The organism is Winogradskyella sp., assembly GCF_013213975.1.
Taxonomy (GTDB): domain Bacteria; phylum Bacteroidota; class Bacteroidia; order Flavobacteriales; family Flavobacteriaceae; genus Winogradskyella.
The window spans coordinates 11,970-32,257 of record NZ_JABSST010000038.1 but is presented as its reverse complement, the minus strand read 5'-3'; the positions used below and the strand labels follow the sequence as shown (position 1 = coordinate 32,257).

Below are 20,288 nucleotides of genomic sequence, written 5' to 3'. Positions count from 1 at the left end.
CTACAGAGTCAATTGCCACACCTGCTTTACCAACATCTCCAACAACACGTTCGTGATCTGAGTCATAACCTCGGTGTGTTGCTAAATCAAATGCTACCGATAAACCTTTTTGCCCTGCAGCCAAATTCCTTCTATAAAATGCATTACTTTCTTCAGCGGTAGAAAACCCAGCGTATTGCCTTATAGTCCATGGTCGACGAACATACATCGTTGCATATGGGCCGCGAAGATTGGGTGCTATACCTGCTACAAAATTTAAATGTTCAAGTTCGTCTAAATCCTTCTTCTCATATCTTGATTTCACCTCAATATCCTCTGCCGTTATGAAACTGTTTTTGGCATCTTGATGAACAGCTTTTGGCTGTTTTTCTTTTAATTTTATATGTTGTAGATTTTTACGACTCATGGATGTTATTTTGAACTAAAAAAGAGGCTGTAGATTTTACCTATACCTTGTTTTATTCATTTTTTAATCTATTGATTTCTAATTTTTCAGATAACCTTACCGCAATAATTGGCTCAATTAATGTTTTTCGTTTATCTATTCTTAAAAATGGACTTTTCTCAAGTTCATTTTTCATTCTATCTGCTGGATTTGGATGCTTATTTGTACCAAGTAATATTAATTGTTCCGTGTCAAATTGTGATTGTTCCTTAGAGGCACTTTCTTTAATTTTTCTTTGGATAGTACCTTCTTTTAATTGACTTAAAAACCCTCCATTATTTTCGATGTCTTTAAAAAGTTCTAATGCTTTTTCTGACAACTTTAGCGTTAAATATTCAATATAATAGGACCCATCTGCAGGATTATTTACCTTATCAAAATAACTTTCGTTTTTAAGAATCAAGAGCTGGTTTCTTGAGATGCGGTCTCCAAATTCATTTGCATCGTGATACAATGCATCATAAGGTAAATTATAAACCACATCTGCACCCCCTAAAACTGCACTCATAGATTCTGTTGTTGTTCGAAGCATATTTACATTGTAATCGTAGATGGTTTTATTGCGTTTACTAGGTGTTGCTTTAATTCTGCAGCTTATGTTAAAGCCATATTCAGATGCTAGGGTCGCCCAAAGATTTCTTAATGCTCTGAGCTTGGCAATTTCAAAGAAATAATTAGATCCTATTGCTACATTAAACGTTATTTCTAAGGTTTGCTTTTTGTTATTATCTAATATTTTTTCAAAATGGTTAAGGTATTCATTGGTATGTGCTAGTCCATAGGCTAATTGCTGTACGATGTTAGCTCCTGCATTTTGATACAGATCCAGATTAATGCATAACTGGTTGTTTTCTTTCACAATTATCTCAAACTGATCATAATCTTCTTTGAGATTGTTATGCCAGTTTCCAGTTTTTGCGAGATGACCAATAATATCGTTTTGGACGTAAACGTTCTTCTGATTAAAAGATCGACTAAAAGGAATCGACAGAAAATTACATTGGATATCAACTGAAACTTTATCTAAGACGATAGTCTTGAGTTATACTTCAGTAGGTATAGACTCAGACGGCATTGTAAAAAGAATGGCTTCGGCACCACGATTAATAGCTTCAATTGCTTGTGCATTAGCCTCTTCAGCCTTATCGACAACAATGGTTTGGCAAATTTTCCAATCTTGGGCTTTACTGTTTGGATTATTTGAAATAGCTTTAAATTGATCGGCATGGTAAAAAGGCTTTACATCAATACCTTCATTAGTTTTCCAAATTAAATTGTTGTTGTAATCCGCTCCTTTTAAATCTACCTGAATTTTTTGTTTCCAGGCTTTAGAGGAAACACCTTCAAAATCGCTAAATAAAGATTTACTCATCTTTTTTCTGTTTTGCAATACTGTCTTCGTATTCAATTATGAAGATGTCCTCGTTAGGTTTCTTCATGTAATAATTTTCTCTTGCAGCACGTTCAATACCTTCTTCCGTACTCAATTCTTTAATGGCTTTATTATCCTTTGCCATTTCATTTTTATAATGTTCTTTTTGATATTCTAATGCTTCAATATCTTCATTCAGTTCATAATGAAATAATAGTGAATGCGCATCAAAAAAGAGCATCCAAATGGCAAATAGAATAAACACCAAGAGGTAAATATTTTTAAATGGTTTTAAATATTTATTGTCAAAAACACCCATTATAAACGTTCATTGATTATCGTTCTAACGATATCTACTGCTACCGTGTTGTACTTATTATTGGGGATTATAATATCTGCGTATTCCTTCATTGGTTCAATAAACTGCTCATGCATTGGTTTGAGTGTTGTTTGATATCTTGTTAACACCTCATCAATATCTCGTCCTCGTTCAGAAATATCGCGTTTCAGTCGTCTTATTAATCGTTCGTCTGAGTCTGCATGAACAAATATTTTAATATCAAATAAATCACGAATTTCTGGATTGGTAAGGATAAGAATACCTTCTACGATCATTACTTTTCTGGGTTTTGTAGAGATTGTATCTCCTGTACGATTATGCTTTACAAAGGAATATACAGGCTGATCAATGGCGGTTCCTGCTTTTAAATCTATAAGATGTTGTACTAACAAATCAAAATCAATAGACCTCGGGTGATCGAAATTTATCTTTACACGTTCATCATAGCTTAAGTGTGATGTGTCTTTATAATAAGAGTCCTGGGAAATAACTCCAACCTCACCTTCTGGGAGTTCATTTAAAATAGTATTTACGACGGTTGTTTTTCCACATCCAGTACCACCAGCTATTCCAATTATCAGCATTAATTTTCGGTTTATTTTAGTTATGCAAAATTAGGGATTTACGACTAGTAATTAATGATATTTGTCACTTGTTGATAGAAATAATATCATGTTTTTAGTGACTATCGTCTTATCAATTTGACGATACCTAGGTTTTCAATGCCAACATAAATGTAACCATCAGGACTTTGTTCAACACTTCTTACTCTACCTATGCCATCGAGAAGACGTTCCTCTTTAATGACTTTGTTGTTTTTTAAGGTACATAAATCTAAATATTGAAACTTAAGTGAACCAACAAGTAAATTACCATTCCAGTCTCCATATTTATCGCTATTTATAAATGCCATTCCACTTGGGGCTATCGAGGGTGTCCATTGATGAAGTGGTTGTTCCATACCTTCTTTTTCTGTTAGTTCTGTAAATTTAGTACCACTATAATTGATCCCAAAACTAATAACAGGCCAACCGTAGTTCTTTCCAGCTTTAATAATATTTATTTCATCACCACCTCGTGGTCCATGTTCATGGGTCCAAATATCACCTGTTTTAGGATGTAATATCATGCCTTGTGGATTTCTATGTCCATAAGAAAATATAGCTTTTTTTGCATTTGGCTTATTAAAAAACGGATTGTCAATTGGTATTCGGCCGTCATCATGGATTCTGTACACCTTACCGCAATCTCTAGTTAAGTCTTGCGGATTAACATCCCTATCGCCGCGATCACCTATGGTAAAATATAAATAACCCTTGTTGTCAAACGCTAATCGTGAACCAAAGTGTTGACCTCTTCTCGAGTTTGGTTCGGCTTTATAAAGAACCTCAAAATTTACTAAGGTCTTGTTTTCTAATTGGGCTCTAGCGATGGATGTATTGCCACCATCGCCTTTCCCTTTAGAGGAAGCATATGAGAAGTAAACCCATCCATTCTCCTTATAATTAGGATGAAGAATAATATCTAACAATCCACCTTGATCTCGAAAGTAAATTTCTGGTAGTCCTGTAATGACAGATTTATTACCATTTTTAAAGTGGATTAATATTCCAGCTTTCTCATTAATTAATATACTCCCATCTGGTAAAAAAGTAAACCCCCATGGAATATCTAAATTATCCACAATAACTTCATAATCATTGTCATAATTTGTTGGGTTTTTGTCCTGTGCACAGGTTAAAACACTAATTAATATTAGGCTAATAAAGGCTGGTTTTAACCTCATCTTTTTGTAAAATTTAAGTCTGAATTCTAAAGTTAGAAAAATGTTGTTTGAATATAAAGAAAAACTCTATATTTGCAGTCCAATTTTGATAACCGTTTTCGGGGTGTAGCGTAGCCCGGTTATCGCGCCGCGTTTGGGACGCGGAGGTCGCAGGTTCGAATCCTGCCACCCCGACTAAAATTAAAAGCTCAGTGTTTACTGAGCTTTTTTTGTTTTTTTACTTTTTATGTCGTTTTCAGAGTAGATTCTGTAGTCATCTTCATTGGGCTCTACTTGCTGAAATTTATTGTCCAAGAGGTATCCTATCCAAACCGTTCTGAAGAATCTACAGGTCTATGCTTACATCACTTAACTTTAGTATTTGTTGACATTTTAAGTTGTCTGAATCCTGGGTTTATTTTAAACCAGTCTACAGCAACACTCCCTTTATATCTCTAAAAATTAGCTAGTACCCATGTATCCTTAAGATCATTTAATTTTCCTTCATTTCTTCAGTGGTATTATCAGGGGTGTCCATTTTATCGTTTTATTCTTTTTTAAGAAAAACTAATAACCATACTAAGTCAGTGATTCTAACTTTTGATTTCATTATTAGGTTAGATTTTGTTATTAAATCATTCCAAATCAGTGAAAAATATTAATGAATAAACAGGATTGATGAATTTTATAATGCTATAATTAGTGTTGATAACTTCTCTGTAAGGTTGTACTATAAAAAACTACTTTTGTTTTAGAATAAATTGAATAATATGTCTGATACGATTGAAAAAGTAAAGTGTCTAATAATAGGATCTGGACCTGCGGGATATACAGCTGCAATATATGCGTCTAGAGCGAATATGGAGCCAGTTTTATATCAAGGAGAACAACCAGGTGGTCAATTAACAACGACCAATGATGTTGAAAATTTCCCTGGATATCCTGATGGGATAACAGGGCCAGAAATGATGATTCAACTTCAGAAACAAGCTGAGCGTTTTGGAACAGATGTACGTCATGGCTGGATTACAAAAGTTGATTTTTCTGGTGATATTCATAAGGTTTGGGTGAATGGAGAAACAGAGATTCATGCTTCAACGATAATTATTTCAACTGGTGCATCGGCGAAATATTTAGGACTACCTTCAGAGCAAAAATATTTGAAACTTGGGGGTGGAGTATCTGCTTGTGCCGTTTGTGACGGTTTCTTTTATAGAAATCAAGATGTTGTTATCGTAGGGGCTGGTGACTCGGCTTGTGAAGAGGCGCATTACCTTTCTAAGCTTTGTAAAAAAGTAACCATGCTGGTAAGGCGTGATGAATTTAGAGCCTCTAAAATTATGGAAGCCCGTGTAAGAAATACAGAGAATATTGAAATTTTAATGAATACTGAAACAGATGAGGTTTTAGGGGATGGACAAGTTGTTACTGGAGTGAGAGCTTTTAATAATAAAACAGGTGAGAAGTTTGAAATTCCTGCTACTGGCTTTTTTGTAGCCATTGGACACAAACCAAATACCGATATTTTTAAAGATTACTTAAACCTTGATGAGACAGGTTATATCATTAATGCAGAACCAGGAACGAGTAAAACAAATGTGGAAGGAGTTTTTGTTAGTGGCGATGCTGCAGATCACGTATATAGACAGGCAATTACAGCAGCTGGAACAGGTTGTATGGCTGCGTTAGACGCGGAGCGCTATTTAGCTGCAAAAGACGCTAATTTCGAAGTAGCCACTTCAACATACAACTAAGATTTACACGATAAAATATAGAAAAGCCGAAGTTGAATTCTTCGGCTTTTTGCTATTTGTATTTGGCGAATTTCTAGCGCTTTTTCTTTTGAAGTTTTGCTGTATCATCAAATTTGGTAATGGTTATGCTAGGACTGCCGTATAGGTACACCTCACTATTTCCTGAAGCTGCTATTGTAATATTTTCTGTTGAGGCGATAATTAAATCACTATTATCTTCCAGAGTGGCGTCAACTGATTTAACATCAAATTTAGGACTGTTGAAATTGGTTGAATTATCTAATGTTAAAATAGAACTTGATGCAGATCCTTCAATAACGGCATCTGATCTTAAATGCATATCAAAATTAACAACATTACTATTTATTAATGCATCCAACTTAGTATTATCACTCATTTCAACTTTTGTTGAATCAGATGTTAAGTTTAATCGAGTCTTTGATTCTCCAGAACTTTTATAATCAAAACTTTTGGCCCTTATATTTAAATAGGCTCTTGAATTATCAGTTGTTATTAATGAGGCGTTATTCAATTCCATAGAGGTTAAAGATCTTAACTCCCCATCACCATGAACTTCCATATGTTGCAGAGCATCGCCATAGTTTATTGTGATACTTAATTTTTTTCTTGAAGTTATTCTCAAAGTTTCAACAATGGTGAGAACACCATCAACTACATTAAATTCAATAACATCATGCAAGTTGTCATCAGTTTCAATATTAACTGAGGGTTTGCTATTGTATACAATTTCTATTGAAAAATCTCCATTAACAACCAAAGTATGAAAATCATCAACATAGGTTTGCTTAATGGTGACATTTCTATCTCCTTTGATTTTTTGTTGAGCTTCTAATGATGGTATCGCAAGTACTGCCATTAGTAGAATAAGTACTATTTTTTTCATGTATATTAATTGTTTAGCTAGTTATTACCATAATTACTAAAGCATGTTAATTTAATAGCTATTAAACAAAGATATACAAAAACCGTCCCAAACTCTAGAAAGAATTTAAAACGGTTTGCAATTGATTGGTTGTTGGTTTTGTAATATTTTCTGAATGCAAAACGCAAACAGGAAATCATAAAGTTTAGTTGGCTCTAACGCTACCTGAGGAACTATCTGATTTCTCTACTTTTTTAGGATTACCAGAATATCTGATGCCAGCACCACTGGTCGCTCTAGCTGTTAATTCTTTAGAAGTGTTTAAAGAAATATCTGCACCACTTGTAGCTTTTACTTTAGAAATGCTAGCTTTAAGATTAGAAGCTTTGATATCAGAGCCGCTTGTAGCTTCGGCAAAAAGTAGAACCGTAGTTCCACTCACTTTAATATCACTCCCACTTGTAGACTGACAATTTAAGGATTCGGTCTTTACATCAATTTTCATTTCTGCACCGCTTGTTGTATTAAGTTCTAATTCATCTACCTCAATAGTATTTGTAGAAATAACTTCACTACCACTAGTTGCTTTAATAGCAGAAAGATTAACAACGGTTACATTAATGCGTCTTGAAGCTGCTCTTCTTATATTTTCTGTTGTGTAAATACTTAAAACACCATCTTCGACTTCTGTCATTATGAATTCGTGAAGATTTTCATCTGCCTCAACACTTAGGTCCACTGCATTGCTTTGAGTAATATATAAATCTAATCCTTGACCTACTTTTATAGATTCAAAGTCATTAGAAATATTTCTGTCTTGACTTACTACATTTCTATTGCCATCAATTCCTGGCCCGAATGAAATGCTACAGGATAGCATCAAAACACTTAAAATACTGGTTATTACTATTCTTACTAATGTGCTCATGATTTTTTTGATTTTAGTTTGAAACTGTATTTTCACAGATGTGATCAGACCGTTTCTAATATTGGTTTTTTGATTGAATTTTAATTGTTTAATTGTCTTTTACTTCTTTTGAAACGTGATTATAACTTATAACACGTTTAATTTTCCATTCCACACCATCTAGTATCCACAAGTGCGAGAATAGCGCATAGTTGTCCGTCTCTTCATAGGTCATATTTTTGTCCGTTGAGAAAAAGTGCTTACCATTTTGTAAGGCACCGTAAAGTTTACCATCATTATACATTGGGAAAACCTCGAGACTTTCTTCAACAAGAAAGCGATATACTTTCTCTGGATTGTCAGCTCTACAAATTCCGTTTTTCATAATGGTTACAAAGGCCTCTTTAGAATTGGTAATTCCACCTTTATCATGGTAGAATTCAAGATCATCAAACATTAATTCAGCACTTCGTTCTACGTCACATTTGTTAAAACCTATTTTAAAAAGAATACTGTCTTTTGCTTTAAGGGTTTGGTAAAGTTCAGAGCCTTTATCCACCTGTGCTGTGGCAATACCGGATACCAATAGGAATCCGATACTGCTTAGCAAAAGTGATTTGATTGATTGATTTAATTTTGATTGGTTCATTTTTGATTGATGATTACACCACAAAGGTGTCTTGATTTTTGATTGATTTATAGTTTAATATACTGAACTGTTGAATTTTAGGTCTCAATTGTCATTTACCTGAATATCAATACCATCTTCTTCATTTATTTTAACGCTAACCTCTGGCTCTTCTTTAGACGATGGTTCTTGATTAATGGTTTCAATAACTTCTGTTTTTTCAGCTACAATCTCTTCTTCCTCCGCTTCCTCTTCTTTTTCTATAACACAGTCTAGACATTCTGCAGTATCTTCTTTAATCAAATAATAGTGACCAAACTTCATATCGTTTAGGATGTTATTACCATAACTTGAATAGCTGTATCTCCATGACCTTGAGAAGTTATTATCTGTGTAAAGGACGGTGCCTTGAGGTAAATATAGCATTACGCGCACTTCTTGTTCGCTGAATTTATTTTCAATATCAGTCTTCAGGTAGTTATCTAGATTTAAGGTATTACCTGTAATCTTATACTTGTAATAAATGTTTTCGGCACGTGTTTTGGCTCTATTATAGTCCTTACCGGTCGCTTCTTTTTCAATAGTTATTGACGCAACAGAATCGCTTGTAGATCTTACAATAAATCTAACGTTGCTCGATACAATGCTTCGTCCGTTATCATCCTCAACAATTTTAAATTCTCCATTAGTATTGTAACGGTAGCTGTTGTAATTCTTGAGTTTTGAATTATAAAGTTTCAGTGTATCACCAGATGTAATATTCAACTCACTCTTTGCACTAACTTTAGCGTCAAATGCGTGCTCAGTGGCCTGCTTGACTCCTGTAATGATTAATCCTATAATGGCCATTAACCATAACCCAAGTAAAGTAAACTTAGCCACATTGCCAATGGATTTTAAGTTGTTCACTAATATTTTTAATCCTGTGTAAAACACAAAGAAAAATGGAATACCAATGGCAAAGAATAACAACAATGACATTAACCAAATGGGAATGTTAGCAGCGTTAGCGACATATAGTAGATCTACTCCTGGTAAATGGACTGCATCTGTAATACCAACGGTAAATAATGCAACAATTAGTGTTATTAGCATGCTAATCCCTACAATGATTAAAACAATTCCAATAAGTTTTGCAAAGGCTTTTAGAAAAAACATAAGAATGGTTCCTATGGAATCGAAAAAGGTCTGTGAACTAGACTTTAAACGATTGCCTTGCTTTTGAAAATCAACGTTTTTTACCGTCTCTGATATGTTGTCTGAGACGTTATCGAAACCCTCTTTTAGCTTTTCACCGTGTTTTTTAAAATCGACATTTCTTACAGTTTCTGAAACTGAGTCAATACCGTCTTTAATTTTTTTTTCAATGTTACTGATGTTCACAGGATCACCAGTCATGGTCAGCTTTTCGGCAGTTGTTCTAGCTTCTGGAACTAAAGCCCAGAAAATAAGGTATATAAATATAAATGTACCGCCAGAACCAATGGCTAATATTAACCAGATTATTCGCATCCAAATAGATTCGATACCAAAATAATGGCTTAATCCTGCTGCAACACCTCCAATATAAGAGTTGTCTGTATCTCTATATAGTTTCTTTGTTGGTCGAGAGCTATAAGTTGTTTTAGTGCGTGGTTCATCTTCAAAGATTTCATCGTCCACTAAATAATCTTCGGGTTGTCCCATTATGGTAATGACTTCGTCTACCAATTTTATACCAACAACTTGTTTTTCGTTTCGTATACGTTCTGAGAATAATTCGGCGATACGAGCTTCGATGTCAGCGATAATTTCTGAGCGACCTTGAGAATCTGTAAATGAACGTTTTATAGCCTCAAGATAGCGCTGTAATTTAAGATATGCATCTTCGTCTATGTGGAAGAAAATACCTGCTAAATTTATATTGACTGTTTTATTCATTTTTTTGTTGATTTTGTACTTGTTACTAGGTTAACTGCATTTTGTAATTCACTCCAAGTCGTGTTTAACTCTTTAAGGAATAGTTTTCCCGTCTCTGTTAGACCATAATATTTTCTTGGTGGTCCAGATGTAGATTCTTCCCAGCGATAACTGAGTAATCCAGCATTTTTTAGTCTTGTTAATAGTGGATATATGGTTCCTTCTACAACAAGCATTTTTGCGTCTTTTAATGTGCTTAGAATTTCTGCAACATAGGCATCCTCATCTTTTAAGATGGATAAGATGCAGTATTCTAGTACACCTTTACGCATTTGTGCTTTTGTATTTTCGATTTTCATGTGCTTCTATTATTTTAATTTAAGGTCACATGCAGTTCGCGCATCGACGTTAATTTGATTAAACATTGATTTAGATTGCGCTCGTTTCATAGTAATAAGGTCTTAAATTCGATTAAACTGTTCATTTTTTGATTGATTATTGATGATTCTATTTTAAAAAATTAATTGTTAAGGGGTATTGGTATAGTTCGCCATCTCTAGCTGTTAAGCTTGCGTTTACAATTAGTCCGAGTTCAATTATAAAAGCTATAACAGCTAAGGCTCCTAATCCACCGCTTATATATAGAAGCGGAGAAGGCTCACCAACATTAATGTGAAAATTGTGAAATCCATGGAAATCGATAACATCTAATCCTCTAAACAACTTAAAGATGAAGAAAGGAACACTTATAGTGCCTACGATTATAGCATATAACAAAACACTAATCTGAAAATTTATAGCTTGTTTTCCATGCTGATCTATAAATGTAGATTTGTTTTTATTAGCTGCCCACAGTACAATTGGTCCTAAAAAATTACCAAATGGTATGATGAATCTCGAAAAGGTCGATAAATGTATAAATGTTGCTAAGTTTTTATGATGATTGTCTACCATTTTTAAAAGTGTATAATAGTTTCTTATGCAAATATATGTCTAAAAACAGGTATTATGTAACACATAGTACCTAATATTAACAATTTTTTAACATTAGTTAAGCTTGAATATTTCAGTTATTTTAGTGCAAATTATTGAAGAATCTTATGAAGATAACACCTTCTAAACTTAACACCTATCTACTATTTAAGTTACCTTCGGCTTATTTTACAGGGGTAAGAACAAAGCATATAGATGATAGCACATGTATTGTTACTGTTAAACATCGCTGGATCAATCAAAATCCGTTTAGATCTATGTTTTGGGCTGTTCAAGGCATGGCTGCTGAGTTAACTACAGGCGCCCTTGTCATGAAAAAAATCAGGGATAGTGGTAAAAGCATTTCAATGCTCGTTGCCAATAATAACGCGACGTTTACAAAAAAGGCTACTGGAAGAATTACATTTAAGTGCGAAGAAGGTATAAAAATAGATAAAGCTATAAAAAACGCAATTGACACTGGTGAAGGTCAAACAGTGTGGCTTAATGCCGATGGCGTTAATAAAGATGGTATTAAGGTGTCCTCTTTTAATTTTGAATGGACGCTCAAAGTCAAAAATTGAAGTCATTGTAACAAAGTCATTCTTAATTCTACAAATAGATGAATCAATCTTAAAACAAAATTATTATGAATCAATTGCTAGACTTTAGAGAACGAAACGCACATGAAATAGATTATCGTATCTATGGCGAGGAAATGCAATATGTAGAAATAGAACTAGATCCTGATGAAGGAGTTATTGCTGAGTCTGGAAGTTTTATGATGATGGATGACGGTATTCAAATGGAAACTATATTTGGTGATGGCTCTAATAAAGATCAGGGCTTTTTGGGAAAGATCTTAGGAGCTGGAAAAAGAATTCTCACAGGAGAAAGTCTTTTCATGATTGCTTTTTACAATAACCTTATCGGTAAACGGAATGTGTCTTTTGCATCACCCTATCCAGGTAAAATTACCCCTATAGATCTTTTAGAGTATATCGGGAAGTTTATTTGTCAAAAAGATGCTTTTTTGTGCGCTGCCAAAGGAGTGAGTGTAGGTATTGAATTTTCTAAGAAATTAGGTAGAGGACTTTTTGGTGGTGAAGGATTTATAATGCAGAAGTTAGAAGGTGATGGTATGGCCTTTGTGCATGCTTGTGGAACTACAGCGAAACGTGAATTAGCTCCAGGTGAAGTACTTAGAGTTGATACTGGTTGTATAGTCGGTTTTACTCAAGATGTGGACTATGATGTAGAATTTATTGGTGGATTTAAAAATACCATTTTCGGTGGTGAAGGACTGTTCTTTGCAAAGTTACAAGGGCCTGGCACAGTGTATTTGCAATCACTTCCATTTAGTAGACTAGCGGGTCGAGTATTAAAGTCTGTTCCAAGAGGCGGTAAATCAAAGGGTGAGGGTAGTATACTTGGGGGATTAGGTGATCTTTTAGATGGTGATAATGGCTTTTAATGTAAAATAGAAGTGAATGAAAGTTTACCTTGAAAAAATAAACTTTTTTTAATTCTTGGACGCACCCAGAATTTTAAACTTTTAACATAATAAGCTGTTAAACTTTGCGTATTTTGTTTAATGTCCTATGTTTTTTTTCTATATTGAAGCATAATCTATATGAATAGCCTATAGAAAAAATCTACTTTTGTTGAACCTAAAACCTAAAATTACCTATGGCGAGAGCGATGTTTGAGTACACTAAGACTGTGCTTAACAAGGTGAGTTTTGATGCGACATTATTCTGTAAGGAAGTGGAAAAAGCGGCGAAACGTTTGTTGCCTCACGAACTGGAAGAATTAAGAATTTTTATTCTATCTCTTATCAATCAAAACCCAGAATTAAATAGAAGTTTAATTTATTTAAAAGTATAGGAAAAAGCGACTTACGAGTCGCTTTTTTTATTTGATTTTTATGTGGATAGTGGACTTATTATTTCGACATCACTAAAAGCAATCGCACCTCGAATAATACCAGAAATGACATTATGCATGGCATCAATGATCTGCATTTTTAGCTCACTTTTGTGGTAGATAATACTGACTTCTCTAGCTGGAGAGGGTTCAACAAAATGTCTAAGATTTGGACTTAATTTTTCTCTTATGTCTAAGGTATGTAAATAAGGTAGAAGTGTCATTCCCAGGCCTTCGTTAGAGAGTTTTATTAAAGTCTCAATACTCCCACTTTCGAGTTGAAAGTTATCATCGATTTGATCTTTAAAGGTTTTACACAGATTAATGACTCCTTCTCTAAAACAATGTCCATCTTCTAATAACAGCATATCTTCAATTTCTAAATCTGAGATTTCGATGGTCTTTTTGTCTCTTAATCTATGGTTATCTGGTACATAAGCAACAAAAGGTTCGTAGTATAAGACGCGTTCCTTAATATTCTCCCTTTTTAATGGAGTTGCGGCAATTGCGGCATCTAAATGACCATCATTAATTCTGGTTAAAATCTCCTCGGTTGTTAATTCCTCAATCTTTAATTTAACCTTTGGATATTTTTTGATAAAGTTTTTTAAAAACATAGGCAAAAGTGTAGGCATAATAGTTGGAATGATGCCTAATTTAAACTCCCCACCTATAAATCCCTTTTGCTGATCTACAATGTCCTGAATACGGTCTGCCTCATTAACAATATTCCTTGCTTGAGAAACAATTTTTCTTCCAACTTCTGTAAGTTCTATGGGCTTTTTACCTCTATCGAAAATTACAACATCAAGTTCATCTTCAAGCTTTTGTATTTGCGTACTGAGCGTTGGTTGCGTTACAAAACACTTTTCGGCAGCTTTAGTAAAGTTTTTGTGCTCAGCGATGGCTAGAGCATATTTTAGTTGAGTGATTGTCATTTTAATTGATTTAGACTATAAAAATACAAAATACAATTAATTAAAGTTATACAGCGTGAGAGGTCATTTAAATAAAGCCATCACAATATAAGTCTCATAGCTTTCGTATAGCCAATGTTAACTTACGATTATTACTAGGATAGGAACTAACATCCTATTTGTTATATTTTTCGAGTGTAAAGAAGTCTTTGTTAGATTGTAAACAATGTATTCCAAATTTACATTACACGCGAGTCCAGTCTAAATTTGATGTGCCATCAAGCGGTTCACTGTGATATAAGAACATAAATAATTCTCTATCAGGACGACTATCAAATTCTTAGGTATCGGTGTATACTTTAATTTCTAATTTCTATGGTTATTGAACCATCAGCGCCAAAGATTGCACTTAAAATATCACTTTGATTTAAGACTTTTGAAAATCCATGCCATTTGAATTCTGTAAAATTATTGTCAATATCGCTAGCATTAAAATAAGCATTTTGAACTTCACAATCAGCAACATCCTCCGTTAAGTATCCTAAGTATCCAGCAAAATAGAGGTAAGGAATTACTCCAAATTTTATATTTCGGCTTTAAAGGTAGTATAGTCCTAGATTGAAAGCGAAAGACTGAGTAATTCTTTAAGGAATGTACTCAGTCTTTTCTTTTACTTTTTTGAATGCTATTTTAAAACCTTATTTTGATTTCTAAATTTTTATTTTCTACTTTAAATTTAGCATCATCATATTGCGGTGGTCCCATTGCCATAACATTGTTTGATATCCCAAAGGATTCAGTTGGCATTCCATTCTCTTGAAAATCCATACGCTTGTTATCATTAGCATCGTGCATTGCTAGGATAGCATATTCACCAGGTAAAACGTTTTCAAAAGTAATGGTCACTTTTCCATCTTTTATTTTCGTTTCAGCATCCTTGATTCCGTTACCTTTCATAAAGGTTTCAGAAGTATGTAAAGACATCAGTACTTTTCCTTTATCGCTAGTTACGTTATCAATTGTCACGGTGATGTTTACTCCCTCTACTTCTTGAGAAAAGCCAAATACTGTTGTTAGAGCTAATGCAAACGTTAAGATTAGTTTTTTACTCACAGATTTAAAGTTGCTTTTTTTGTGTTGTTGAATCATTGATTTCATAATGTTAGTGTTTTTTGATTTTTATTTGATAATTCAAATATCTTAAGAACAAGTTAAAAGAAATAATTGTAATTACCGAATTGTTCTTTTTTAAGGATGGGTTGTGTTTAAACTTAAATGAGACCTCTAGCCTTTATTTCTAAATATTTGTTAATGGTATTAATGGTCAAGTTTTCTGGTGTAGTTAAGACAGACTGAATACCATGTTTTTGAAGTTCTTTTACCATCAAGCGTTTCTCGAAGGCAAACTTTTCTGCAATGGTTTTATGATAAATGGACTGTAGGTCTTCTGCATGTTCTTTAATTATAGTACTAAGCTCAGTATTTTCAAATAGGACTACAACTAATACGTGTTTTTTTGAGATGGCCTGTAGATAAGGCATTTGACGTTTTAAGGCGCTTATATGCTCAAAGTTAGTATAGAGCAGCAACAAACTTCTGTGGGTTACCTTGCGTTTTAGTTGAGCATATAATAAGCCATAATCACTATCGCTAAATTGGGTGTCTATATTATAGAGATTTTCCAAAATACGATTGAGGTAGGTGAGTTTATGAATTGCAGGTAAAAAGGTTTCTATCTTTTTCGAAAAGGACAACATCCCAACTTTATCGTGCTTTTTAAGGGCTACATTACTGAAGGCTAGTGTTGAATTTATGGCATAGTCTAAAAGCTTTAAACCATTAAAAGGCATTTTCATTACACGTCCAGTATCAATAACCGAATAAATAGGTTGAGACTTTTCATCCTGATATTGATTTACCATTAATTCTGCACGTTTAGCTGTGGCTTTCCAATTTATGGTTCTAAAATCATCACCTTGAACATATTCTTTAATCTGCTCAAATTCTGATGTATTTCCGATTCGTCTTATCTTTTTAAGTCCCATCTGTGTTAGGGAGTTACTTATGGCTAAGAAATCGTACTTCTGCATTTGGATTATGGATGGGTATACCATAACCATTTGCTCATTCTGAAACTGGAATTTGCGCTTTATTACCTTTAAAGGTGTGGACACATAAATATTTAAATGTCCAAAATAATATTCACCACGATCCACTGGTCTTACTAGATATTCAAAATTGTGAATCTCATTTGGAATTAGGCTGACTTGATACGAGAAGTCTCGCTTTTGAAATTGAAGGGGTAACTCGTCAATAACGTCACAAAAGGTTTTAAAGTTATATGAATTAGTGATTGTAATTGGAACAGGATTCTGATCACTATTAGAAAACTTGTCTGGTAGTAATCGTCTGGCTTTAATTGTTTTTTTTGAGCCATAAAGCATAAGTAAATCAATTACCAAGATGACAATGATAACAGTGGTTAACATCCAAGCTATTGCATAAATTGAAGAAAACCAAAAAGACAGTAAAAAGGACACAGATACAATAGCCATATAAATATATAGCTGCTTGTGCACGTATAATGACTTTATAAATTTCACTTAATTCTTACTGTATTATTAATTTAATAATGATGCCTGCTACCTGTGCTTAACGCGGAACTTCAACAGATTGCACAATCATTTCAATAACATTTTCCGTTGTCATACCTTCCATTTCACGCTCAGGTGTTAGGATAACACGATGGTTAAGTACTGGAGTTAATGATTTTTTCACATCCTCTGGAGTCACAAAATCACGTCCTTGCATCGCTGCAAAGGCCTTGGCTGTATTCAAAATAGCGATTGAGGCTCTCGGAGAGCCACCTAGGTAAAGATGTGGATGATTTCTTGTTTTTGATACGATTTCTGCGATGTATTTTATGATCTTTTCTTCAACTAAAATAGACTGTGTTTTGACTTTGTAATCCTCCAAGGACTTAGTGTCTAATATGGCATTAATGCTTGCTTGAGGAGCTTCGCCTTTGCGGTCATGATGCGATGCAATAATTTTAATTTCATCTTCTAACGATGGATAATCTACTTTAATTTTAAAAATAAATCGATCGAGCTGAGCTTCTGGCAAAGCATAGGTTCCTTCTTGCTCAATTGGGTTTTGTGTAGCCAAAACCATAAAAGGACTTTTAAACGTATAGGTAACACCATCAATAGTGGCCTGGCGTTCTTCCATAGTCTCAAAAAGTGCAGCTTGCGTTTTAGCAGGTGCTCTATTGATCTCATCTATCAATACAATATTTGAAAATATTGGTCCTTGTTTAAATTCAAATTCAGAGGTTTTCATGTTTAAAACAGAAGTTCCTAAAACATCACTAGGCATTAAGTCTGGTGTAAACTGAATTCTACTAAAGTTAGTTTTTAAAACTTTTGCAAAAAGTTTAGCCGTAACTGTTTTAGCGATTCCAGGAACACCTTCAATTAAAACGTGACCATCTGCCAAAAGACCTGCAATAAGCAGTTCTACAAAATTATCTTGACCGATAATAACTTTGCGTAATTCTGCTTTTATATTTTCAACAGCATCCCTTAGACCATCTAACTGTATTCTGTTGTCAAAATTTAGGTCGTCATTTACTGATTCGTTTTCCATGTATTCTGAGATTTAAATTTTTCTATTAAGGTATTTAACCGTTCTAATTCTTTGTCGCTTATATTCGATGACATATTTACTTTATTAATAAAGTTAAATAGGTCTTTGGTATCATCTATATTATTATTGCTTCGTGCTGCAAGGTTCTTCATAAATTCCTCATTTATTTCTGACGTTTGCAAGTACAAGACGTTGCGAATGTATTCTAAAAAATGCTGAATCTTATGTTTTGCAATGTCATGGTGTTTACCACCTTCATAATACATATTAGCTATAGTACGGGTGAATTCAATGGTTTGATTTTTAAGTGGCTTAATTATTGGTATTGCACGTTGTTTGCGTTTGCCTTCAAAAATAATATAGACAACAGCGCCTATAATAATAATGTAATAAGCCCATTTTAATGCGTCGTTGTTTAAAAACAGATACATTGGTGATAGGTAGAATTTTTTGCCACTCTTGTAATAAGTGTCAATATAAATTGGGTTATCTGTATCTAAATAGGATAGTAATCCAGCTGTGTAATTTTGGTTTGGTTTATTAAGAATAAAGTAGTTGGTAAAAGCTTGAGGAAAGGTGCTTAAGATAATTTGCCCTTCTCCAAATGGTTGTTTAATAATATTTATTAAGGTGTCCTTAACGGGTTTATTATCCCCTTGAAATTTATCAATAAGACCAACAACAGTCGTTTGTAAGGTATCTATTTTGTTGAAATGGAAAAAGGTAGTAGGCCTGTCAAACTTAAAAGCGCTCGTATCTAAATTAGGATTAACCAATTGTACTTGATATTCATTATTAAAATTGGCAACAGTATTAACAGATCTTGTTGCCAGGTTTAGAGTGTCCAGAAGTTTATCTTCAAAATCAACTGCGGCAATAACCAATTTATTTCCTTCATCGACCCAATCTAGTAAGGCTTCTAATTCTTCATTCCCAAAGTTTATTGCTCCGTTAAAAAAGAGATAGGTCCCATTAATAGCGTTTTTCTTTAAATATTCAAAAGGAGGTCTATCTACAAGTGTTGTTGTTTCTGCAACTCTTTGCAATTGCTTATTGAAAACAAAAGAGCCAAAAGGAATTTTATGATGCATTGCATACGATGGAAACCAATTGAGTTGCTTTGGCTTTGTCATTTCCAAAGCCATGATAATTAGTAGTGTCGCAGATATTAGACCTATATATAGTTTTCCTTTTTTACTCAATGTGATTTAATTGCATTATTTAAGTTCTCAAAAGGTTGTTTTAGTGTTTCAAATTTTAAAGCGTCGACACCAAACTCTCCATACCAAACATAATCGTATATGCGCGTTATATTTCTAAAGCTATCTTTAAGACCAGAAGACTTTAATTCATTAATATAATCCTCGTTGGTCTTTTGTGGTTGCCATGCAATAGTCTCATTATCACTCAAATATTTTAGAGACAATAGGTAGTAATATCTAATGGCTAATCTGTAATTTTTTTGGTTGATGGCTTCTCTTATTAAAGCTGGTATATCTTCATTTTTAATAATCTGTTCTTCTTCAGTAATCGCAACGGAACCTTGTTCTTTGGCTTTTGTTATTAAACGGTTAGAATTAACCCGTAAGAAGAATCTAATAAGTAAGAAGACCAAAACACCTAATAATATATAAGGCAGAACACGGAATACAAACCAAAGAAAACCAGAGGCAGAACCAACACCAAAAATAGCTTCCCAAAATTTCCTAAGCATATTCCTCAACCATCTCAGCGCTCTATCTATAAAAGATTCCTCTGTTTCAACGTCTTTGTAATCAAAAGCCTTGTCACCACGATAAGACTCGAGATCATCTTCTGTAATGTCCTTTTTTACAATAGGACTTTCATCCCATTGAATAGGATTAGAATCTTGTTGACTGTAACTCAGAAAACAAAAAAAGAAGAACACTAACAAGAAATATCGTTTTAGATACATTTAGTCTTCAGTTTTACCAATTTCGCTAATACGTTCGTAGGTTCCGGTAAAAGTTGTTTTTTCATGCAGGTGAAAATAGATTGTAGCACCACCCACTATTGAAATGAGGTTTAAAAATAATTGTACAATAGTCTGAATAATACTTAATAGCATAAGCACTGGATCTCGACCTAACTCTCCAAAATCTGCAGGATCTACCTCGCCAGACAATATACCTGTTCCAGCCATGGTATAAATGGAGCTGAAAATGGCAAACACATAGATGACTACAAAGTATATAATACCTAAAACTAAAATTGAACCCCAAGCGGTCCAAAAATCGGCATTAACCAAGCTAAAACTCTTGCTGTAAGCATCTGTAACTGAGGTTCGTTTTTCAAAAACATAAATACTGTATATGACTGCCATCGGCACCATAAAATAGAGTGCTGGTAATAAGCACAATAATAGGGCTATACCTATTGTTATTCCTTTTAGAAAACCAAGACCAAAAAATGACCAGAACGATTTGTAAACCTCAGATTTCACTTCTGAAAATTCAACAATTCCTTTATTATTTACATAAGACTTAATGTAATGCAATACAGAAGAAACAAATAAAATGTATGCCGCTATTCCTGAAATAAAGTAAAGGATTAATGCCATAAATGTTGCAAACACACTTCCGGAATTAAAACTAGGTTCTCTAAAATTTGAAAAAATAAAAATATCACTTGCCACATAATTATATACGGATAGTGCGAGTAGGTAAACCAAAATTGCCGGACCTGCAATATTGATTATCGTTCTCATTAGTGGTTTAAATTCATTTCTGATAAAACCGAAGGTGTCTGAGAGGATGTTACTAAAGTCGCTATTTTTTCTAAATTCTATATAAGGTTTGTTCATTGTGTTTT

At 33.7% G+C, this 20,288-nt stretch carries 23 protein-coding genes and 1 tRNA gene; 5 read left to right on the top strand and 19 right to left on the bottom strand.

Annotation, left to right across the window (positions count from 1 at the left end; all coding sequences use genetic code 11):
- From HRU49_RS07580 to HRU49_RS07560, 6 genes are all read right to left on the bottom strand, one after another.
- A partial coding sequence (locus tag HRU49_RS07580) for a methylmalonyl-CoA mutase family protein (RefSeq protein WP_296355772.1) occupies positions 1 to 406 on the bottom strand: 406 nt, incomplete at its 3' end.
- A gap of 52 nt (positions 407 to 458) precedes the next feature.
- Positions 459 to 1,430: a methylmalonyl-CoA mutase family protein gene (locus HRU49_RS07575; RefSeq protein ID WP_363146470.1), complete on the bottom strand. Its 972-nt coding sequence runs from the start codon at positions 1,428 to 1,430 to the stop codon at positions 459 to 461.
- 57 nt (positions 1,431 to 1,487) lie between these two features.
- On the bottom strand, positions 1,488 to 1,817 hold the full coding sequence (locus HRU49_RS14710; protein ID WP_363146467.1) for a hypothetical protein: 330 nt from the start codon (positions 1,815 to 1,817) through the stop codon (positions 1,488 to 1,490).
- Complete coding sequence (locus HRU49_RS07570) at positions 1,810 to 2,136, bottom strand: septum formation initiator family protein (protein ID WP_296355770.1); 327 nt, start codon at positions 2,134 to 2,136, stop codon at positions 1,810 to 1,812. The genes HRU49_RS14710 and HRU49_RS07570 overlap by 8 nt, the downstream gene beginning before the upstream one ends.
- Complete coding sequence (gene udk / locus HRU49_RS07565; protein ID WP_296355768.1) at positions 2,136 to 2,741, bottom strand: uridine kinase; 606 nt, start codon at positions 2,739 to 2,741, stop codon at positions 2,136 to 2,138. Before udk ends, HRU49_RS07570 begins: the two co-directional genes overlap by 1 nt.
- Before the next feature lie 101 nt (positions 2,742 to 2,842).
- Positions 2,843 to 3,943, bottom strand: a complete 1,101-nt coding sequence (locus tag HRU49_RS07560) for a PQQ-dependent sugar dehydrogenase (RefSeq protein ID WP_296355766.1) — start codon at positions 3,941 to 3,943, stop codon at positions 2,843 to 2,845.
- Positions 3,944 to 4,042: 99 nt separating this feature from the next.
- On the opposite strand from HRU49_RS07560, the gene HRU49_RS07555 reads away from it, so the two are divergent.
- A tRNA-Pro gene (locus HRU49_RS07555) sits at positions 4,043 to 4,117 on the top strand.
- Between the two features lie 575 nt (positions 4,118 to 4,692).
- A complete protein-coding gene (trxB, locus tag HRU49_RS07550; RefSeq protein WP_296355764.1) occupies positions 4,693 to 5,676 on the top strand; it encodes a thioredoxin-disulfide reductase in 984 nt (327 codons plus the stop codon).
- Positions 5,677 to 5,749: 73 nt separating this feature from the next.
- On the opposite strand, the gene HRU49_RS07545 is transcribed toward trxB, so the two are convergent.
- The 6 genes from HRU49_RS07545 to HRU49_RS07520 form a co-directional block, all read right to left on the bottom strand.
- A complete protein-coding gene (locus tag HRU49_RS07545) occupies positions 5,750 to 6,580 on the bottom strand; it encodes a DUF2807 domain-containing protein (RefSeq protein ID WP_296355763.1) in 831 nt (276 codons plus the stop codon).
- A 184-nt stretch (positions 6,581 to 6,764) separates the two neighbouring features.
- Complete coding sequence (locus HRU49_RS07540) at positions 6,765 to 7,487, bottom strand: head GIN domain-containing protein (RefSeq protein ID WP_296355761.1); 723 nt, start codon at positions 7,485 to 7,487, stop codon at positions 6,765 to 6,767.
- Between the two features lie 88 nt (positions 7,488 to 7,575).
- Positions 7,576 to 8,115 (bottom strand): DUF4440 domain-containing protein, encoded by a 540-nt coding sequence (locus HRU49_RS07535; protein ID WP_296355759.1) that lies wholly within the window; start codon positions 8,113 to 8,115, stop codon positions 7,576 to 7,578.
- A gap of 84 nt (positions 8,116 to 8,199) precedes the next feature.
- Positions 8,200 to 10,014, bottom strand: a complete 1,815-nt coding sequence (locus tag HRU49_RS07530; protein ID WP_296355756.1) for a PspC domain-containing protein — start codon at positions 10,012 to 10,014, stop codon at positions 8,200 to 8,202.
- Positions 10,011 to 10,352, bottom strand: coding sequence for a PadR family transcriptional regulator (locus HRU49_RS07525; RefSeq protein ID WP_296355754.1), 342 nt, complete (start codon positions 10,350 to 10,352; stop codon positions 10,011 to 10,013). The genes HRU49_RS07530 and HRU49_RS07525 overlap by 4 nt, the downstream gene beginning before the upstream one ends.
- Positions 10,353 to 10,500: 148 nt before the next feature.
- Entirely contained in the window at positions 10,501 to 10,947 is a 447-nt protein-coding gene (locus tag HRU49_RS07520) for a DUF4870 domain-containing protein (protein WP_296355752.1), read from the bottom strand.
- A 146-nt stretch (positions 10,948 to 11,093) separates the two neighbouring features.
- Between HRU49_RS07520 and HRU49_RS07515 the strand changes: the two genes are divergently transcribed.
- The 3 genes from HRU49_RS07515 to HRU49_RS07505 all read left to right on the top strand — a co-directional run bounded on the left by HRU49_RS07515 (position 11,094) and on the right by HRU49_RS07505 (position 12,852).
- Positions 11,094 to 11,549: a DUF4442 domain-containing protein gene (locus tag HRU49_RS07515; protein ID WP_296355750.1), complete on the top strand. Its 456-nt coding sequence runs from the start codon at positions 11,094 to 11,096 to the stop codon at positions 11,547 to 11,549.
- A gap of 65 nt (positions 11,550 to 11,614) precedes the next feature.
- A complete protein-coding gene (locus tag HRU49_RS07510) occupies positions 11,615 to 12,439 on the top strand; it encodes a TIGR00266 family protein (RefSeq protein WP_296355748.1) in 825 nt (274 codons plus the stop codon).
- A 215-nt stretch (positions 12,440 to 12,654) separates the two neighbouring features.
- The gene (locus HRU49_RS07505; RefSeq protein ID WP_296355746.1) at positions 12,655 to 12,852 is read left to right on the top strand and encodes a hypothetical protein; all 198 of its coding nucleotides are present in this window, start codon (positions 12,655 to 12,657) and stop codon (positions 12,850 to 12,852) included.
- A gap of 38 nt (positions 12,853 to 12,890) precedes the next feature.
- Here HRU49_RS07505 and HRU49_RS07500 read toward each other — a convergent pair whose 3' ends face one another.
- The 7 genes from HRU49_RS07500 to HRU49_RS07470 all read right to left on the bottom strand — a co-directional run bounded on the left by HRU49_RS07500 (position 12,891) and on the right by HRU49_RS07470 (position 20,280).
- On the bottom strand, positions 12,891 to 13,829 hold the full coding sequence (locus HRU49_RS07500; RefSeq protein WP_296355745.1) for a LysR substrate-binding domain-containing protein: 939 nt from the start codon (positions 13,827 to 13,829) through the stop codon (positions 12,891 to 12,893).
- 669 nt (positions 13,830 to 14,498) lie between these two features.
- Entirely contained in the window at positions 14,499 to 14,966 is a 468-nt protein-coding gene (locus HRU49_RS07495; RefSeq protein WP_296355743.1) for a DUF2141 domain-containing protein, read from the bottom strand.
- Between the two features lie 113 nt (positions 14,967 to 15,079).
- Positions 15,080 to 16,411 (bottom strand): DUF58 domain-containing protein, encoded by a 1,332-nt coding sequence (locus tag HRU49_RS07490; protein ID WP_296355741.1) that lies wholly within the window; start codon positions 16,409 to 16,411, stop codon positions 15,080 to 15,082.
- A gap of 49 nt (positions 16,412 to 16,460) precedes the next feature.
- Entirely contained in the window at positions 16,461 to 17,456 is a 996-nt protein-coding gene (locus HRU49_RS07485) for a MoxR family ATPase (RefSeq protein ID WP_296355739.1), read from the bottom strand.
- The gene (locus tag HRU49_RS07480; protein WP_296355737.1) at positions 17,438 to 18,658 is read right to left on the bottom strand and encodes a DUF4350 domain-containing protein; all 1,221 of its coding nucleotides are present in this window, start codon (positions 18,656 to 18,658) and stop codon (positions 17,438 to 17,440) included. Before HRU49_RS07480 ends, HRU49_RS07485 begins: the two co-directional genes overlap by 19 nt.
- Positions 18,655 to 19,392 carry a DUF4129 domain-containing protein gene (locus HRU49_RS07475; RefSeq protein ID WP_296355736.1) on the bottom strand — a complete coding sequence of 246 codons (738 nt, stop codon included), beginning with the start codon at positions 19,390 to 19,392 and terminating at the stop codon, positions 18,655 to 18,657. Before HRU49_RS07475 ends, HRU49_RS07480 begins: the two co-directional genes overlap by 4 nt.
- Positions 19,393 to 20,280, bottom strand: a complete 888-nt coding sequence (locus tag HRU49_RS07470; protein WP_296355734.1) for a hypothetical protein — start codon at positions 20,278 to 20,280, stop codon at positions 19,393 to 19,395.
- Positions 20,281 to 20,288 lie beyond the last annotated feature (8 nt).

What these genes read in the sequence shown, in the direction of transcription:
- HRU49_RS07535 (WP_296355759.1), bottom strand. Translation starts at nt 8,115, where the DNA reads ATGAACCAATCAAAATTAAATCAATCAATCAAATCACTTTTGCTAAGC.
- trxB (WP_296355764.1), top strand. Translation starts at nt 4,693, where the DNA reads ATGTCTGATACGATTGAAAAAGTAAAGTGTCTAATAATAGGATCTGGA.
- HRU49_RS07520 (WP_296355752.1), bottom strand. Translation starts at nt 10,947, where the DNA reads ATGGTAGACAATCATCATAAAAACTTAGCAACATTTATACATTTATCG.
- HRU49_RS07475 (WP_296355736.1), bottom strand. Translation starts at nt 19,392, where the DNA reads ATGTATCTAAAACGATATTTCTTGTTAGTGTTCTTCTTTTTTTGTTTT.
- HRU49_RS07570 (WP_296355770.1), bottom strand. Translation starts at nt 2,136, where the DNA reads ATGGGTGTTTTTGACAATAAATATTTAAAACCATTTAAAAATATTTAC.
- udk (WP_296355768.1), bottom strand. Translation starts at nt 2,741, where the DNA reads ATGCTGATAATTGGAATAGCTGGTGGTACTGGATGTGGAAAAACAACC.
- HRU49_RS07500 (WP_296355745.1), bottom strand. Translation starts at nt 13,829, where the DNA reads ATGACAATCACTCAACTAAAATATGCTCTAGCCATCGCTGAGCACAAA.
- HRU49_RS07485 (WP_296355739.1), bottom strand. Translation starts at nt 17,456, where the DNA reads ATGGAAAACGAATCAGTAAATGACGACCTAAATTTTGACAACAGAATA.
- HRU49_RS07525 (WP_296355754.1), bottom strand. Translation starts at nt 10,352, where the DNA reads ATGAAAATCGAAAATACAAAAGCACAAATGCGTAAAGGTGTACTAGAA.
- HRU49_RS14710 (WP_363146467.1), bottom strand. Translation starts at nt 1,817, where the DNA reads ATGAGTAAATCTTTATTTAGCGATTTTGAAGGTGTTTCCTCTAAAGCC.
- HRU49_RS07530 (WP_296355756.1), bottom strand. Translation starts at nt 10,014, where the DNA reads ATGAATAAAACAGTCAATATAAATTTAGCAGGTATTTTCTTCCACATA.
- HRU49_RS07510 (WP_296355748.1), top strand. Translation starts at nt 11,615, where the DNA reads ATGAATCAATTGCTAGACTTTAGAGAACGAAACGCACATGAAATAGAT.
- HRU49_RS07495 (WP_296355743.1), bottom strand. Translation starts at nt 14,966, where the DNA reads ATGAAATCAATGATTCAACAACACAAAAAAAGCAACTTTAAATCTGTG.
- HRU49_RS07505 (WP_296355746.1), top strand. Translation starts at nt 12,655, where the DNA reads ATGGCGAGAGCGATGTTTGAGTACACTAAGACTGTGCTTAACAAGGTG.
- HRU49_RS07540 (WP_296355761.1), bottom strand. Translation starts at nt 7,487, where the DNA reads ATGAGCACATTAGTAAGAATAGTAATAACCAGTATTTTAAGTGTTTTG.
- HRU49_RS07560 (WP_296355766.1), bottom strand. Translation starts at nt 3,943, where the DNA reads ATGAGGTTAAAACCAGCCTTTATTAGCCTAATATTAATTAGTGTTTTA.
- HRU49_RS07470 (WP_296355734.1), bottom strand. Translation starts at nt 20,280, where the DNA reads ATGAACAAACCTTATATAGAATTTAGAAAAAATAGCGACTTTAGTAAC.
- HRU49_RS07515 (WP_296355750.1), top strand. Translation starts at nt 11,094, where the DNA reads ATGAAGATAACACCTTCTAAACTTAACACCTATCTACTATTTAAGTTA.
- HRU49_RS07545 (WP_296355763.1), bottom strand. Translation starts at nt 6,580, where the DNA reads ATGAAAAAAATAGTACTTATTCTACTAATGGCAGTACTTGCGATACCA.